Origin of the sequence: Streptomyces sp. NPDC053367 (assembly GCF_044545925.1) — a bacterium.
Classification (GTDB): Bacteria; Actinomycetota; Actinomycetes; order Streptomycetales; family Streptomycetaceae; genus Streptomyces.
In genome coordinates, this window is the sequence record NZ_JBITYN010000013.1 from 152759 (window position 1) to 167590 (window position 14832).

The window sequence follows — 14832 nt, forward strand, 5'->3', positions numbered from 1 at the left end:
TGATGAACCAGCCGACAACGCCCGTACGCTGCCCCGCGATCGAGCACCCCGATCTGCCGCTCGCCGATCCGGTGCGGCTCGGACCCCTGCTGGACCGGCTCGCGGACGCGCGGCCCGTCACCGCCGACGAGGCGTTCCCGCTCGGCACGTTGCGCGGCGACGGCCGGGTCGACCTGTGCAAGCAGGGGCTCGGACCGCAGGGGGCCGCCCGGCTGCTGCCCGTCGCCACCGGCTCCCCGCACGCCGCCCACCTGCTCCTCGGCACCAACTCCCTCGGCGACGAAGGCGTCCGGTCGGTCGCGAGGGCGCTGACGGCCGACGCCCCCCACGGCATCCACACCCTCTACCTCGGCTGCAACCGCATCGGCCCGGACGGCGTGAGCGCCCTCGCCGAGGCGCTCGCCGACGACACCACGGTCCGCGCCCTGTGGCTCAAGCGGAACCCCGTCCACGAGACCGGCGCCCGCACCCTGGCCAGGCTGCTGCGCCGCAACACCGGCCTGCGCACCCTCGACCTCGTCAACTCCGGCATCGGCGCCGCGGGCGTACGGCTCCTGCTGGAGGCGCTGCTGGAGCGGGACGCCCCGCTGGAGCGGCTGTTCCTCGGCGGCAACGGCCTGACCGCCGCCGACGCGCCGCTGCTCGCCGCCCTGCTCCGCGACGCGGGCGTGCGTGAGCTGTATCTGACGGCCAACCACCTCGGCGACGAGGGCACCGCCGTGCTGGCCGCCGCCACCGACCCCGCCCGGCCCGTCCGGCTCGGCCTCGGCGGCAACGGCATCGGCCCGGCGGGAGCCCGCGCCCTCGCCGGCGCGCTCGACGGCATCGACACCCTCGACCTCGGCCGCGCCATGTCCGAGCGCAGCCTCGGCGCCCCCGCCAACGCCACCGGCGACGACGGCGCCCTCGCCCTCGCCGGCGCGCTGCCCGGCAGCCCCCTGCGCCGCCTCGAACTGCGCCACACGGGCATCACGGGACACGGCGCGAAGAACCTGCTCGCCGCGCTGCCCGACAGCCACCGCCTGGAGTACGTCGGCCTCGGCCCCGGCCTGCCCCGCCGCGTCAAGCGGGCCTTCGCCGGCCGGCTGCGCCCAGCCCGGCCGACCCACCCCGACCTGCGTGCGATCGGCAGCGTGTACCGATGAGCCCGCTGCCGACGACACCCGGGGCGCTGCGCCCCGACGAGGCCTCCGCCTGGGCCCGCATCCGCCGCTACGCCGTCCCGCGCCGGATGATCGAGCAGGCCACCGAGGCGCGCCTCGCGGGTGACTGGCGCGCCGCGTGCGCGGTGTGCGCCGTGGACGTGCCCGCCGACCTCGACCCCGAGCGCGTCGCCGACCGGTACGGCCCCGAGGTGGCCGCCTCCGTCGCCGACGACCTGCGCCACCTCGCGCCGGACCTGCTGCGCTGGCATCTGCCGCGCGCCCTCGGCGGCCACACCACCCTCACGCCCGCCCGGCGGGTCGTCCTCGCCTCCTACGGCCCCGCGGGGCCGGTCCTGTCGCTGACGAACACCCCGATGCTGGAGGGGCCCCAGCGGCTGCGCCTGCACTTCGGGCCCGCCGTCCCGCCCGCGGAGGACCGGCTGCACGGGGTGACGTACACCACCGAGGACTGGACGGCCGCCCGCCGCTTCTGGGACGCCCGCCGCACCGGCGAACTCCGTCTCAGCGCGGGCCCGTTCGACTGCGACCGGCTGCCGTTCCTGCGCCCGGACGGCACCCCGCTCAGCGACGACGAGCTGCCCGCCGAGGACCCCGGGACCGCCGACCCGGCGGCCCGCGCGGAGTGGGTCGCGGTCCTCCAGGCACGCGGTGACCACACCGAGGCCTACGCCGCCGCCGGGGTCGACCTCGACCTGACCGCCCCGCCCCGCGGCCGGTATTCGTACCGGGACCTCGACGTCGCCGGGCTCGTCTCGTTCGTCGCGCCCGACCTCACCCGCCTCGGCCCCGAGATCGGCCTGCTCGCGCGGGCCGGCCGCGGCACCCGGTTCCAGCACCCCGTGGGATGGCAGGGCCACCTGCGGGTCACCCTGCCCGAGGGGAACGCCGAGAGCGCGGCGCAGGTCTCCGCACACGAGCGCGGCCAGGAGGACGACGTCCCGCGGCTGCCCACGTACGTCTGGCAGCGGCTGCCCGACATCGCCCTGCTGCGGGCCGGCCGCATCCGGCCCGAGGAACTGCACCCCCTGGTGACCGCCGCCCTGTTCCCGCAGGCCGGGCCCGCCGCCGGCCCGCCCGAGCCGGCCCCGCCGAAGCCGGTGCGGGTGCGCTGCGGGGGCGTCTGGCACGAGGTCGCTACCAGGGGCGGCGCCCTGGACATCCCGCACACCGAGCAGGAGCAGCAGCGCGAACTCGCCCTGCGCGCCTTCGGCGGCACCGTGTCCGGCTGCTTCGCGGTCCGGCACGCCTGGAGCAGCGGCGAGGGGCGCCTGCCGCGTGCCCTGCGCGACCAGCGGCGCGAGCTGTTCCAGCTCGTCCAGCACGGGGACACCCCTGCCGTGCTGGCGCTGCTCGACGCCGGGGCCGACCCGTTCGTGCGCGACCGCAGGGGACGCGGCCTGCTGCACGTCCTCCATCTGCTCGACCACCGGGAGCTGCTGCCGCGGCTGCTGGCCGCCGGGCTCGACCTGGAGGCCAAGGACAAGACGTACCGCACGCCGCTGCAGAACGCCGTGCAGAGCCAGGGCTCGGCCGAGCTGGTGCGGGACCTCCTCGACGCCGGCGCCCGGATCGACGTCGTCGACGACATGGAGCTCTCCCTCGCCCAGGTCGCCCGCCGGTTCGAGCGGACCGACCTGATGTTCCTGCGCCGCCGTGTGCAGCAGGAGCACCCCGGCATCGGCTCCGACTGGTTCGACGAGTACATGAGCGACCGCGACTCGGAGCCCGAATGGGACGAGGACGAGCAGCTCCCCGATGACGAGCAGTTCCCCGATGACGAGCAGTTCCCCGATGACGAGCCGTTCCCCGAGGACGAGTCGTTCCCCGACGACGAGGACACCACCACGTGACCGCCTCCGTGACCGCCTCCGTGCCCGCCGCCCTCGCCGCGGCCGACGCCCTCAACGCCCGTCTGCGGATCACCCGCAGCGAACCGGCCGGCAACACCCAACTGGAGGCCCTGGCCCTGGCGGTGACGGCGAATCAGCCCGTGCTGCTGTGGGGCGAGCCCGGCATCGGCAAGTCGGCCGGCATGGAGCGGCTCGCCGACGCGCTCGGGGTGGGTCTGGAGACGGTCGTGGCCAGCGTCCACGAGCCGTCGGACTTCGCCGGGCTGCCCATCGTCGGTGACGACCCGGCCACGCAGGGCGTGCCGATGGCCCCGCCGGACTGGGCCGTGCGGCTCGCCCGCACCGGGCACGGGCTGCTGTTCTTCGACGAGTTGTCGTCGGCGCCGCCCGCCGTGCAGGCCGCCCTGCTGCGGGTGGTGCTCGAACGCCGGGTCGGCAGCCTGCGGTTGCCGGAGTCGGTGCGGATCGTCGCCGCCGCCAACCCGCCCTCCAGCGCCGCCGACGGCTGGCACCTCACCCCGCCGCTCGCCAACCGCTTCGTCCACCTCGAGTGGACGCACGACCCGCGCACGGTCGCCCGCGGCATGGCCGGCACCTGGCCGCGGACGGCCCTGCCCACGGTGGACCCCGCCCGGGTGCCGGGCGCGGTCGCGCGGGCCCGCGGTGTCGTCTCCGGCTTCCTGACCGCCCGCCCGGGCCTCGTCCACCACATGCCGAAGGAGGCCGAGGCCCGCGGCCGGGCCTGGCCCTCACCCCGTACGTGGGAGATGGCGCTGCGCCTGCTCGCCACCGGATACGCCTCCGGGGCCGGACGCGAGGCGCAGGCCGCCGCCCTGACCGGTGCCGTGGGGGAGGCCGCCGGCATCGAGCTGCTGTCCTACCTGGAGAACCTCGACCTGCCCGACCCCGACCGGGTGCTCGCCGACCCGTCGGCCTTCGCGCTGCCCGAACGCGGCGACCGCCAGCTGGCCTTCCTCATCGCCGTGGTCGCCGCCGTGCAGAGCGAACCCACCCGGCCCCGCTGGGAGGCGGGCTGGGACGTCCTCGCCAAGGCCGTCGACGCCGGGGTGCCCGACGTGGCCGCGCGGGCCGCCCGCGACCTCGCCGCGATGCGCGAGCCCGACTGGGCGATCCCGCCCGGCATCGACGCCTTCCTCGAACTCCTCCAGCTGGCCGGCGCCCTGCCCGGCCCGCGCTGAGGCCATGACCGCCCCCGAAGACCCCGGCGGCGCCCTGGACCGCGCCAAGCTGCTCGCCGCGCGCTACACCGCCGCCGAGGCCCGCCCCTATCTCGCCTCCGCGCTGTACGCCCTCACGGTCGTGGCCTCCGCGCAGGTGCGCACCATGGCCGTCGACCGGCACTGGCGCTGCTATGTCGCGCCCGCCTTCGTCGAGGCCACGGACGTCGAGGAGCTGGCCGGAGTGTGGGTCCACGAGGTGGCGCACCTGCTGCGCGACCACCACGGCAGGGCCGACCGGCTGCCCGCCGCCGAGCAGCGCGACCGGCTGCGGGTGAACATCGCGCAGGACTGCGAGATCAACGACGACCTCCTCTCCGACGGACTGCGGCTGCCCGAAGGGCGCATGGAACCGCGGCTGTTCGGCCTCCCCGCGGGCGGCCTGTTCGAGACCTACCTGCCCGGAATCCCGCCCACGCCCGACCACACGGTGGACTGCGGGTCCGGCGCGCACGGCGTCCCGGCGCCCTGGGACCTCGCGGAGAGCGGCACGGGCGTGGCCGGGCTCGGCCCGGTGGAGGCCGAGGCGCTGCGCCGCCAGACCGCGCAGGCCGTACGCGCCCACCAGCGCTCCCGCGGCTCCGTCCCCACGGGCTGGCGGCGCTGGGCGGAGGAGGTCCTGGAGCCCACCGTCGACTGGCGCAAGGCGCTGACCGGCGCCGTCCGCGAGGCCGCCGCCTGGGCGGGCGGCGCCGTCGACTACACCTACCGCCGCCCCTCACGCCGTACGCCCGCGCTCGGCGGCCGCGTCGTGCTGCCCAGCCTGCGCCGGCCGCTGCCGCGCGTGGCGATCGTCGTCGACACCTCCGGCTCGATGGGCGAGGACGACCTCGCCGCCGCGCTCGCCGAGGTCTCGGGCGTCCTGCGCGAGGTGGGCGTCGGCGGCAACCGGGTCGCCGTCCTCGCCTGCGACGCCGATGTGCACGCGGTGTCCCGGGTGACCTCCGTCGACCAGGTCGAACTGGCGGGCGGCGGCGGCACGGACATGGCCGTGGGCATCGAGCGTGCGCTCGCCGCGCCCGAACCGCCGCAGATCGTCGTCGTGCTCACCGACGGCTACACGCCCTGGCCGCCGGAACCCGTCTCCTGCCGGCTCGTCGTCGCCCTGATCGGCGAGGACGCCCCGCAGCCGCCCGCCTGGGCGGAGACCGTACGGATCACCCCGGCCGGCTGAGAGCCGCATGCTGGACGCCCCCTTGACGCGGGCCCGAGCCGGGCCGACACTCCACTCAGGAATCCTAGTGAACAGGTAGGGAACATGGGGCGCCGAGAGCAGGTCACCGCAGCGGTGCCCCTGGTGTCCCCGCGGCCGCTGCTGCTGACCTCCCGCCGTCACATCGACCTGCTGCGCGTCTGCAGCGCGGCCGGCGTCCAGGGCTGAGCCCGCCCGTTCCCACCGTCGGCCTCTTCGCGCGTACGTTCACGCCTCCACCCGGGGAGAACCATGTCCGTCGCACCGCTCGCCACCCGCCCCCTGCCCCCGCTGCGCGGCCGTATCGGCCTCGACGCGCGCAGCGGGCACTACGCCGTGCCGCGCCGCTACCGCCTGTATCTGTCGACCGCGTGTCCCGACGGCCTGCGCCTCGCCGTCACCCACGCCCTGCTCGGCCTGGACGCCGTGCTGCCCGTCACCTGGCTGCCCGCCGAGCCCGACCTGCCCGACGGCGGCCACTCGCGGCTGCTCCCGCTGTACGAGGCGAGCGCGCACCACCACCCCGGGCCGGCGGCGGCGCCGGTGCTCGCGGACGACTGGTCCGGCCGTGTCGTCAGCACGCACGCACAGGACATCATGCGCGACCTCGCCCGCTGCTTCGGCGCGGGCCGGCCCTCGCTGTACCCGTGCGGGGCGGAGCAGGAGATCGCGGCCGTACGGCAGTTGTGCGCGCGCGTCCGGCAGGACGGGTCCGCCGCCGCGCTCGACGAGCTGGAGGAGCGGCTGCGGCACAACACCTCGGGCTGTCTGGTGGGTCGTCACATCACCGCCGCGGACATCGAGTTGTGGGTGACTCTCGCGCCGGGCGACGTCCCCGGCCGGCCCGCGCTCGCCGCGTATCTCCGCAGGCTGTCCGCCCATGCCGCCTTCGGCCCCTGGGCCGACCGCGGCTGAGTCCGCCAAGTGGACCGGGATTGACAGTCGTTCGATCGAGTGTGTTCACTTACGGCACTGAACGGTCATGAGCGTCAGCGACAAGCCCTGGCTTGCTGACCGGCAACCCTCGCACCGCGGTGGGGTGCCCCAGGTGACGACCGGACCGGAGTACGTTTCGGTAAGCGCGAGGCCCTTCCCGGGCCGCAAGGTGAGGACGACGGACATGGACGCAGCTTCCAGGACGGCGGCAGGACGCCGCCCCCGGGGCCGCGTCCTGCCGCCCGTGCCCCCGCTCGTCGCCGACCGCGCCGTCGACCTCCTGCGCGTCAGCAGCGCGCTGTGTACCGCACCGGGCCGTGCCCGCCGCCGGGCCGTCTGACCGACCGCCCCACCACCGGCCGCCCCGCACGCCCTGAACGAACACCGCCGAAGCGGTGTGCCGTCACCCGTCCCGCCCCGGTCCCGTGCGGCCCGCGCCCTCCCCGCGCGCCACCACGCCGTACCGCCGTCCCGGCGTACCACCGTCGCCCCGCCCTCCCCGCGGGGTCCGCCGCGGTGTCACGCCGCGGTGTCCGGGGTGTCCGACTCCGCTGGAGCCCGCCATGAGTGAACCCCCAGGCGCCGCCGTGTCCCTCGCCCGGGCCACGCCCGCCGCCCCCGCACCCCCGCGTCCCCTCGCCGCACAGCGGGTGCTGCCGCTGCGCCGCCCGGGCCGCTGGATCGCCACCGCCGTCGTCCTCGTCCTGCTCGCCCAGTTCGTCCACGGCCTGGCGACCAACCCCTTCTACCAGTGGGACCGGTTCCAGTACTGGTTCCTGCGCCCCGTCATCCTCGACGGCCTCCTCGTCACCCTCGAAGTCGCCGCGCTCAGCGCCGCGCTGGGCCTGCTCGGCGGCGTCCTGCTGGCCCTGGCCCGGCTGTCCGGCAGCCCCGTGCTGCGGGCGGCCAGCTGGACCTACACCTGGCTGTTCCGGTCGATCCCGCTGATCGTCGTGCTGCTCTTCCTGTACAACTTCAGCGCCCTGTACCAGACGCTCAGCCTGGGCGTGCCCTTCGGCCCGGCGTTCTTCACCTTCGACGAGTCGCGCCTGGCCACCGACCTGGCCGTCGCGGTCGTCGGGCTCAGCCTCAACGAGGCGGCCTACGCCTCCGAGGTCGTCCGCGGCGGCATCCTCTCCGTCGACCAGGGCCAGCACGAGGCGGCCGCCGCGCTGGGCCTGCCCAAGGGCCACCAGTTCCGCAGGATCGTCCTGCCGCAGGCGCTGCGCTCGATCGTCCCCAACTACGTCAACCAGCTCATCGGCCTGATCAAGGCGACCTCGCTGGTGTTCTACGTGTCGCTGCTGGACCTGTTCGGCTCGGTGCAGACCATGGGCAGCACCTACCCCGGCGACATCGTGCCGCTGCTGCTGGTCGCCACCGTCTGGTACCTGCTGCTGACCAGCGCCGTGTCCGTCGTCCAGTACTACGTCGAGCGGTACTTCGCCCGCGGCGCCACCCGCACCCTGCCGCCGACCCCGCTGCAAAGACTTCGCGCCGGCCTCGGCGGCCTGCGCGACCGCGCCCGCAGGGAGACCGCCGTATGACCGCCACCGCCCTCGAAGTGCACGACGTGCACAAGTGGTACGGCGCCCAGCGCGTCCTGGACGGCGTCGACCTCACCGTCCGGCCCGGCGAGGTCACCGTGATCCTCGGCCCCTCCGGGTCGGGCAAGTCGACGCTGCTGCGGGTCATCAACCACCTGGAGAAGCCCGAGATCGGCCATGTCAGCGTCGGCGGCGAACTGATCGGCGTACGACGGCACCGCGGCCGGCTCAAGGAGCTGGGGGAGCGGGCCATCCTGGCCCAGCGCAGCCGGATCGGGTTCGTCTTCCAGAACTTCAACCTCTTCCCGCATCTGACCGTCCTCGACAACGTGGCCGCCGCGCCCGTCGCCACCGGACGGCTCTCCCGGCCCGCCGCCGAGCAGCTCGCCCGTGAACTCCTCGGCCGGGTCGGCCTCGCCGACCGCGCCGCCGCCTACCCCCGCCAGCTGTCCGGTGGACAGCAGCAGCGGGTCGCCATCGCCCGGGCGCTCGCGCTGCGGCCCGGGATCATCCTGTTCGACGAGCCGACCTCGGCGCTCGACCCCGAGCTGGTCGGTGAAGTCCTCGCCGTCATCAAGGACCTCGCGACCAGCGGCACCACCCTCGTCATCGTCACCCACGAGATCGGCTTCGCCCGCGAGGTCGCCGACCGGATCGTCTTCATCGACGGCGGCCGGATCGTCGAACAGGGCCCGCCCGACCAGGTCCTCGACCGTCCGCGGCACGAACGGACCCGCGACTTCCTCGCCAAGGTCCTCTGACACCCCACCCGACGGCCACCCCACCCGACGAACACCGCACCAGACGGACCCCCTTTCCGACGAACAGCCCACCCGACGAACAGCCCACCCGACGAACACCCCAGAAAAGGAACACCCATGTTCTCGCGACGCACCCTCCTCCGCGGCCTGACCGCGGCGACCGCCGCCGCCACCCTCGCCACCGGCCTCACCGCCTGCGGGGGCGAGAGCGACGCCGCCACCACGACGACCGACAAGGCCGGCACCGTGACCGTCGGACGGCTCTCCAACGGCGCCGCCGAGGAGACCACCCTGAAGGTCGCCGAGGTGAAGTCCATCAGCGCCCGCCTCCCCGAGGAGATCAGAAAGCGCGGCACGCTGGTCATCGGCTCGGGCACGCTGCCCTCCGGCAGCCCGCCGCTCGGCTTCGTCGGCGAGGACCAGAAGACCCTCACCGGCTCCGAGGTCGACCTCGGCCGCCTGGTGGCCGCCGTCCTCGGCCTCGAACCCGAAGTGCGCCGCTCCACCTGGGAGAACCTCTTCATCGGCCTCGACAGCGGAAAGGTCGACGTGGCGTTCTCCAACGTCACCGACACCGAGGAGCGCAAGCGCAAGTACGAGTTCGCCTCCTACCGCAAGGACGACCTGGCCTTCGAGGTGAAGAAGGACGACACCTGGACCTTCGACGGCGACTACCGCGACCTCGCCGGCAAGACCGTCTCCGTCGGCAACGGCACCAACCAGGAGAAGATCCTCCTGGAGTGGAAGGCCAAGCTCGCCAAGGAGGGCAAGCCTCTCACCGTCAAGTACTTCCAGGAGACCAACAGCCTCTACCTGGCCCTGAACAGCGGCAGGATCGACGCGTACTTCGGCCCCAACCCGAACCTCGCCTACCACGCGACGCAGACCGCCGGCACGCCACAGGCGACACGGATCGCCGGCCAGTTCTCCGGCGCGGGAGAGACCCTCCAGGGCCTGATCGCCGCGACCGCCAAGAAGGACAGCGGCCTGGCCGAGCCCCTCGCCGCCGCCATCAACCACCTCATCGAAAGCGGCGCCTACGCCAAGTGGCTCGCCGCCTGGAACCTCTCGGGCGAGGCGGTGGCCAAGTCCGAGGTCAACCCGCCCGGCCTGCCGCTCACCAACTCCTGAGGAAGCCCCTCGCCGACGCCTCGGGCAACCCCTGAGGCGTCGGCACCCCTGAGGCAACTCGGCACCCCTGAGGCAACTCCGAGGCCCGCAACGGAAGGCACCCTCTGATGTCACCCTCGTCACCCCTGCACCTCGCCGTCGCCCTGGACGGCACCGGCTGGCACCCGGCCTCCTGGCGCGAGCCGGTCGCCCGGCCCCGCGAGCTGTTCACGGCGGGCTACTGGGCCGGCCTCGTCATCGAGGCCGAGCACGGCCTGCTCGACTTCGTCACCATCGAGGACGGCCTCGGCCCCCAGTCCTCCCACTTCCTCGACCCGGACGAGCGCACCGACCAGGTCCGCGGCCGCCTCGACGCCGTCCTGATCGCGTCCCGCGTGGCCCCGCTCACCTCGCACATCGGCCTGGTGCCGACGGTCGTCGCCACACACACCGAGCCGTTCCACATCTCCAAGGCCATCGCCACCCTCGACTACGTCAGCACCGGCCGCGCCGGCCTGCGGGTGCAGATCAGCGCCCGCCCCAACGAGGCCGCCCACTTCGGCCGCCGTACCCTCAGCCGCATCGAGAACTACGACGACCCGTCGGTGCCCGAACTCTTCGCCGAGGCCGCCGACTACATCGAGGTCGTCCGTCGGCTGTGGGACAGCTGGGAGGACGACGCCGAGATCCGGGACGTGGCCACCGGCCGCTTCATCGACCGCGACAAGCTGCACTACATCGACTTCGAGGGCCGCCACTTCAGCGTCAAGGGCCCCTCGATAACCCCGCGTCCGCCGCAGGGCCAGCCCGTCGTCAGCGCCCTCGCCCACCAGAGCGCGCCCTACCGGCTGGTGGCCCGCGCCGCCGACGTCGGCTACGTCACCCCGCACGACACCGCCCAGGCCCGCGCGATCGTCGCCGAGATCCGCGCCGAGCAGGAGGCGGCCGGACGGGCGGACGAGCCGCTGCACGTCTTCGGCGACCTGGTCGTGTTCCTCGACGGCAGCGAGGCCGAGGCCGTCGCCCGCCGTGAACGGCTCGACACACTCGCCGGCATCCCGTACGGCGGCGACGCCCGCGTCTTCACCGGGACAGCCGCCCAACTGGCTGACCTGCTCCAGGAGTTCCAGGCTGAGGGGCTGAGCGGGTTCCGGCTGCGGCCGGCCGTCGCCGGGCACGACCTGCCCGCGATCACCCGGTCGCTGGTGCCCGAGCTGCAACGCCGGGGCGCCTTCCGCTCCGCCTACGAGGCGAGCACCCTGCGCGGGCTGCTGGGCCTGCCGCGCCCCGCCAACCGCTACGCCGCAGCCTGAGCCGGAGGGAGACCACACCCATGAGCAAGCCGAGCAAGCCGCAGAAGCAGATCCACCTCGCCGCCCACTTCCCCGGCGTCAACAACACCACCGTCTGGAGCGACCCACGCGCCGGCAGCCACATCGAGTTCTCCTCCTTCGCCCACTTCGCGCGCACCGCCGAACGCGCCAAGTTCGACTTCCTGTTCCTCGCCGAGGGCCTGCGCCTGCGTGAACAGGGCGGCAAGATCTACGACTTGGACGTGGTGGGCCGCCCCGACACGTTCACCGTGCTGGCCGCGCTCGCCGCCGTCACCGACCGGATCGGCCTGACCGGCACCATCAACTCCACCTTCAACGAGCCCTATGAGGTCGCCCGCCAGTTCGCCAGCCTCGACCACCTCTCCGACGGCCGCTCCGCCTGGAACGTCGTCACCTCCTGGGACGCCTTCACCGGCGAGAACTTCCGCCGCGGCGGCTTCCTGCCGCAGGAGGAGCGCTACTCCCGCGCCAAGGAGTTCCTCGCCACCGCGAACGAACTCTTCGACTCCTGGCACGGCGACGAGATCCTCGCCGACCAGGCCACCGGCACCTTCCTCAGCAACGCCGGGGCCGGCGCCTTCCGCCACACCGGCAAGCACTTCGACATCCACGGCCGCTTCAACGTCCCGCGCTCCCCTCAGGGCCGGCCGGTGATCTTCCAGGCCGGCGACTCCGAGGAGGGCCGCGAGTTCGCCGCCGCCGGTGCGGACGCCATCTTCAGCCGCTACGCCCAGTTCGACGCGGGACGCGCCTTCTACACGGACGTGAAGTCCCGCCTCGCCAAGTACGGCCGCCACCCGCACCAGTTGCTCATCCTGCCCGCGGCGAGCTTCGTCCTCGGCGACACCGACGCGGAGGCCGAGGAGCTCGCCCGCGAAGTACGCCGGCAGCAGGTCAGCGGGGCCACCGCGATCAGGCACCTGGAGTTCGTCTGGAACCGCGACCTGTCCGCGTACGACCCCGAAGGGCCGCTGCCCGACATCGACCCCGATCCCGGCGAGCACCACATCGCGCGCGGCCGCGCCCAGGTGCGGATGTACCGCGACCCCGTCGCGACCGCACGGGAGTGGCGGGAGCTCGCCGAGGCCAACAAGTGGTCGATCCGCGACCTGGTCATCGAGACCGGCAACCGGCAGAACTTCGTCGGCACCCCCGCGACGGTCGCGAGGACCATCAACGACTACGTCCAGGCCGACGCCAGCGACGGGTTCATCCTCGTCCCGCACATCACCCCGGGCGGCCTCGACGAGTTCGCCGACAAGGTCGTCCCGCTGCTCCAGGAACAGGGCGTCTTCCGCGCCGACTACGAGGGCACGACCCTGCGCGACCACCTGGGCCTCGCCCACCCCGACGAGGTCTCCCACGCGCGGGCGGCGTCGTGAGGTTCCTCGCCATCACCCTCGTCGTCCACCGGCCCGACCCGGTCACCGGCGTCCTGAAGTCCACGCAGGACCGCTTCCGCGAGGTCCTGGACAACGCCCTGCTCGCGGAGGAACTCGGCTTCGACGGCTTCGGCGTGGGGGAGCGGCACGAGCGGCCCTTCCTGTCCTCCTCGCCACCGGTCGTGCTCAGCCACATCGCCGCGCTCACCGGACGCATCCGCCTGTTCACCGCGGTGACCACGCTCAGCCTGCTCGACCCGGTACGCGCCTTCGAGGACTACGCCACCCTCGACCACCTCTCCGAAGGCCGCCTCGAACTGATCATCGGCAAGGGCAACGGCTCCGCGCAGCGCGACCTCTTCCAGGTCACGCCCGAGGACCAGTGGGAGCGCAACGCCGAGAGCTACGAGGTCTTCCGGCGGCTGTGGCGCGAGGACAGGGTCACCGCCGACACCCGGTTCCGCCCGCCCCTGAAGGACGCCGAGACCTGGCCGCGCCCCTACCAGCAGCCGCTGCGGGTGTGGCACGGCAGCGCCACCAGCCGCGAGTCCGTGGACCTGGCCGCCCGCTACGGCGACCCCCTGTTCTCGGCGAACGTCACCCATCCCATCGGGCCGTACGCCGAGCTGATCGCGTACTACCGCGAACGCTGGGCGCACCACGGCCACGACCCGGCCGCCCTCGCGGTCGGCGCCGGCACGGCCGGGCTGTATGTGGCACGGACCTCGCAGGAGGCCGTGCGGACCTACCGGCCGGTCTTCGAGAGCAACCTGGCCTTCCAGCGGCAGCACGGCCTGCCGGTCGTCTTCGAGACCCTGGAGGACTTCGTCGAGCGCAGCTCGGCCCTGATCGGCAGCCCGCAGCAGGTCGTCGAGAAGGTGCACCGCTACCACGAGCGGTTCGGGCACAGCGTGCTGCACCTGCCCGCGGACGCCGGGGGACTGGACGACCGCGCCCACCGGGACTCGCTCACGCTCTTCCAGTCCGAGGTCGCCCCCGTCCTGCGCAAGGAGATACCGGACCCGTCCTTCGCCTGGGGCGCCGGTGAGGAGCCCGCTCATGCCTGAGAACACCCCCGAGATCCCCCTCGGCGTCCTCGACCTGGTGCCGATCCCGTCCGGGGCGACCGCCGCCGACGCCCTGCGCAACTCGATCGACCTGGCGCGGCAGGCCGAGCGCCTCGGCTACGCCCGCCACTGGTTCGCCGAGCACCACCTCAACCCCGGGGTCGCGGGCACCTCACCCGCCGTGCTCCTCGCGCTGACGGCCGCCGCGACCTCGGCCATCCGGCTCGGCTCGGGCGCCGTCCAGCTCGGGCACCGCACGGCCCTCAGCACGGTGGAGGAGTTCGGCCTGATCGACGCCCTGCACCCGGGCCGTCTGGACCTGGGCCTCGGGCGCTCGGGCGGCCGGCCGACGCCCGCCCCGCCCGGGGACGACGGCCCCCGGCACACCCCCAACGGGCTGCTGATCCCGCCCCGCTTCTCCTTCGAGCACCTCCTCGGCTCCCCGCGGATCGCCCTCCAGCGCAAGCTGCTCCTGCAGCCCGGCGCCGAGCCGCAGGACTACGCCGAGCAGATCGACGACCTCCTCGCCCTGCTCGCCGGCACCTACCGCTCACCCGAGGGCGTCGAGGCGCACGTCGTACCCGGTGAGGGCGCCGACGTCGAGGTGTGGATCCTCGGCAGCAGCGGCGGGCAGAGCGCCGAGACGGCGGGCGCGCGCGGACTGCGGTTCGCGGCGAACTACCACGTCAGCCCGGCCACCGTCCTGGAGGCCGTCGACGCCTACCGGGAACACTTCAAGCCCTCCGCCGTACTCGACGAGCCCTACGTCAGCGTCTCCGCGGACGTCGTCGTCGCCGAGGACGACGACCGGGCCCGCGAACTCGCCACCGGCTACGGGCTGTGGGTGCGCAGCATCCGCACCGCCGAGGGCGCGATCCCCTTCCCCACCCCGGAGGAGGCCCGGGCGTACGTGTGGAGCGACGCGGACCGCGCCCTGGTCCAGGACCGGATCGACACCCAGATCACCGGCTCACCGGCCGCGGTCGCCGACCGGCTGGAGCAGCTTCAGCAGGCCACGGGCGCCGACGAGCTCCTCGTCACCACCATCACCCACGACCACCGCGACCGCGTCCGCTCCTACGAACTGCTCGCGAAGGAGTGGGCCCGCCGCGGCCACACGCGGCGCCCCTGACGGGCGGAAGCCCCGCACCTCCCTCGTGGTGCGGGGTTCCCGCTCGCGGCCCGGGGCTCGCCGCCCTCCCCCGAAGGCCGACGAACCCCGGCCGCCCCCCGGTGCCGGACTGTGGCT

14 protein-coding genes and 1 riboswitch are annotated in these 14832 nt (G+C 74.1%); all 14 genes read left to right on the forward strand.

Features of this window, described 5'->3' with window-relative positions; genetic code table 11:
• Positions 1-2 precede the first annotated feature (2 nt).
• A complete protein-coding gene (locus ACIGXJ_RS32270) occupies positions 3-1145 on the forward strand; it encodes a gala protein (protein ID WP_399652946.1) in 1143 nt (380 codons plus the stop codon).
• Positions 1142-3016: an ankyrin repeat domain-containing protein gene (locus ACIGXJ_RS32275; RefSeq protein ID WP_399652948.1), complete on the forward strand. Its 1875-nt coding sequence runs from the start codon at positions 1142-1144 to the stop codon at positions 3014-3016. The genes ACIGXJ_RS32270 and ACIGXJ_RS32275 overlap by 4 nt, the downstream gene beginning before the upstream one ends.
• Positions 3013-4215, forward strand: coding sequence for an AAA family ATPase (locus ACIGXJ_RS32280; RefSeq protein ID WP_399652950.1), 1203 nt, complete (start codon positions 3013-3015; stop codon positions 4213-4215). Before ACIGXJ_RS32275 ends, ACIGXJ_RS32280 begins: the two co-directional genes overlap by 4 nt.
• A 4-nt stretch (positions 4216-4219) precedes the next feature.
• Entirely contained in the window at positions 4220-5428 is a 1209-nt protein-coding gene (locus tag ACIGXJ_RS32285; protein WP_399652953.1) for a VWA-like domain-containing protein, read from the forward strand.
• Between the two features lie 84 nt (positions 5429-5512).
• On the forward strand, positions 5513-5635 hold the full coding sequence (locus ACIGXJ_RS32290) for a hypothetical protein (RefSeq protein WP_399652955.1): 123 nt from the start codon (positions 5513-5515) through the stop codon (positions 5633-5635).
• Positions 5636-5698: 63 nt separating this feature from the next.
• Positions 5699-6361: a glutathione S-transferase family protein gene (locus ACIGXJ_RS32295; RefSeq protein ID WP_399652958.1), complete on the forward strand. Its 663-nt coding sequence runs from the start codon at positions 5699-5701 to the stop codon at positions 6359-6361.
• 63 nt (positions 6362-6424) lie between these two features.
• Positions 6425-6534, forward strand: a riboswitch (SAM riboswitch).
• 32 nt (positions 6535-6566) lie between these two features.
• On the forward strand, positions 6567-6722 hold the full coding sequence (locus ACIGXJ_RS32300) for a hypothetical protein (protein ID WP_399652961.1): 156 nt from the start codon (positions 6567-6569) through the stop codon (positions 6720-6722).
• 223 nt (positions 6723-6945) lie between these two features.
• On the forward strand, positions 6946-7929 hold the full coding sequence (locus tag ACIGXJ_RS32305) for an amino acid ABC transporter permease (RefSeq protein ID WP_399652963.1): 984 nt from the start codon (positions 6946-6948) through the stop codon (positions 7927-7929).
• The gene (locus tag ACIGXJ_RS32310) at positions 7926-8690 is read left to right on the forward strand and encodes an amino acid ABC transporter ATP-binding protein (protein WP_399652967.1); all 765 of its coding nucleotides are present in this window, start codon (positions 7926-7928) and stop codon (positions 8688-8690) included. Before ACIGXJ_RS32305 ends, ACIGXJ_RS32310 begins: the two co-directional genes overlap by 4 nt.
• Before the next feature lie 117 nt (positions 8691-8807).
• On the forward strand, positions 8808-9821 hold the full coding sequence (locus ACIGXJ_RS32315; RefSeq protein WP_399652970.1) for an ABC transporter substrate-binding protein: 1014 nt from the start codon (positions 8808-8810) through the stop codon (positions 9819-9821).
• A gap of 107 nt (positions 9822-9928) precedes the next feature.
• On the forward strand, positions 9929-11113 hold the full coding sequence (locus tag ACIGXJ_RS32320) for an LLM class flavin-dependent oxidoreductase (RefSeq protein ID WP_399652972.1): 1185 nt from the start codon (positions 9929-9931) through the stop codon (positions 11111-11113).
• Positions 11114-11133: 20 nt separating this feature from the next.
• Complete coding sequence (locus ACIGXJ_RS32325) at positions 11134-12516, forward strand: NtaA/DmoA family FMN-dependent monooxygenase (RefSeq protein WP_399652975.1); 1383 nt, start codon at positions 11134-11136, stop codon at positions 12514-12516.
• Complete coding sequence (locus ACIGXJ_RS32330) at positions 12513-13583, forward strand: LLM class flavin-dependent oxidoreductase (RefSeq protein WP_399652977.1); 1071 nt, start codon at positions 12513-12515, stop codon at positions 13581-13583. The genes ACIGXJ_RS32325 and ACIGXJ_RS32330 overlap by 4 nt, the downstream gene beginning before the upstream one ends.
• Positions 13576-14715 carry an MsnO8 family LLM class oxidoreductase gene (locus tag ACIGXJ_RS32335; protein ID WP_399652979.1) on the forward strand — a complete coding sequence of 380 codons (1140 nt, stop codon included), beginning with the start codon at positions 13576-13578 and terminating at the stop codon, positions 14713-14715. The genes ACIGXJ_RS32330 and ACIGXJ_RS32335 overlap by 8 nt, the downstream gene beginning before the upstream one ends.
• Positions 14716-14832 lie beyond the last annotated feature (117 nt).

Bases quoted from the DNA above. Each gene is read 5' to 3' on its own strand.
- ACIGXJ_RS32300 (WP_399652961.1), top strand. From the start codon at position 6,567: ATGGACGCAGCTTCCAGGACGGCGGCAGGACGCCGCCCCCGGGGCCGC.
- ACIGXJ_RS32305 (WP_399652963.1), top strand. From the start codon at position 6,946: ATGAGTGAACCCCCAGGCGCCGCCGTGTCCCTCGCCCGGGCCACGCCC.
- ACIGXJ_RS32290 (WP_399652955.1), top strand. From the start codon at position 5,513: ATGGGGCGCCGAGAGCAGGTCACCGCAGCGGTGCCCCTGGTGTCCCCG.
- ACIGXJ_RS32310 (WP_399652967.1), top strand. From the start codon at position 7,926: ATGACCGCCACCGCCCTCGAAGTGCACGACGTGCACAAGTGGTACGGC.
- ACIGXJ_RS32285 (WP_399652953.1), top strand. From the start codon at position 4,220: ATGACCGCCCCCGAAGACCCCGGCGGCGCCCTGGACCGCGCCAAGCTG.
- ACIGXJ_RS32270 (WP_399652946.1), top strand. From the start codon at position 3: ATGAACCAGCCGACAACGCCCGTACGCTGCCCCGCGATCGAGCACCCC.
- ACIGXJ_RS32325 (WP_399652975.1), top strand. From the start codon at position 11,134: ATGAGCAAGCCGAGCAAGCCGCAGAAGCAGATCCACCTCGCCGCCCAC.
- ACIGXJ_RS32335 (WP_399652979.1), top strand. From the start codon at position 13,576: ATGCCTGAGAACACCCCCGAGATCCCCCTCGGCGTCCTCGACCTGGTG.
- ACIGXJ_RS32295 (WP_399652958.1), top strand. From the start codon at position 5,699: ATGTCCGTCGCACCGCTCGCCACCCGCCCCCTGCCCCCGCTGCGCGGC.
- ACIGXJ_RS32275 (WP_399652948.1), top strand. From the start codon at position 1,142: ATGAGCCCGCTGCCGACGACACCCGGGGCGCTGCGCCCCGACGAGGCC.
- ACIGXJ_RS32320 (WP_399652972.1), top strand. From the start codon at position 9,929: ATGTCACCCTCGTCACCCCTGCACCTCGCCGTCGCCCTGGACGGCACC.
- ACIGXJ_RS32315 (WP_399652970.1), top strand. From the start codon at position 8,808: ATGTTCTCGCGACGCACCCTCCTCCGCGGCCTGACCGCGGCGACCGCC.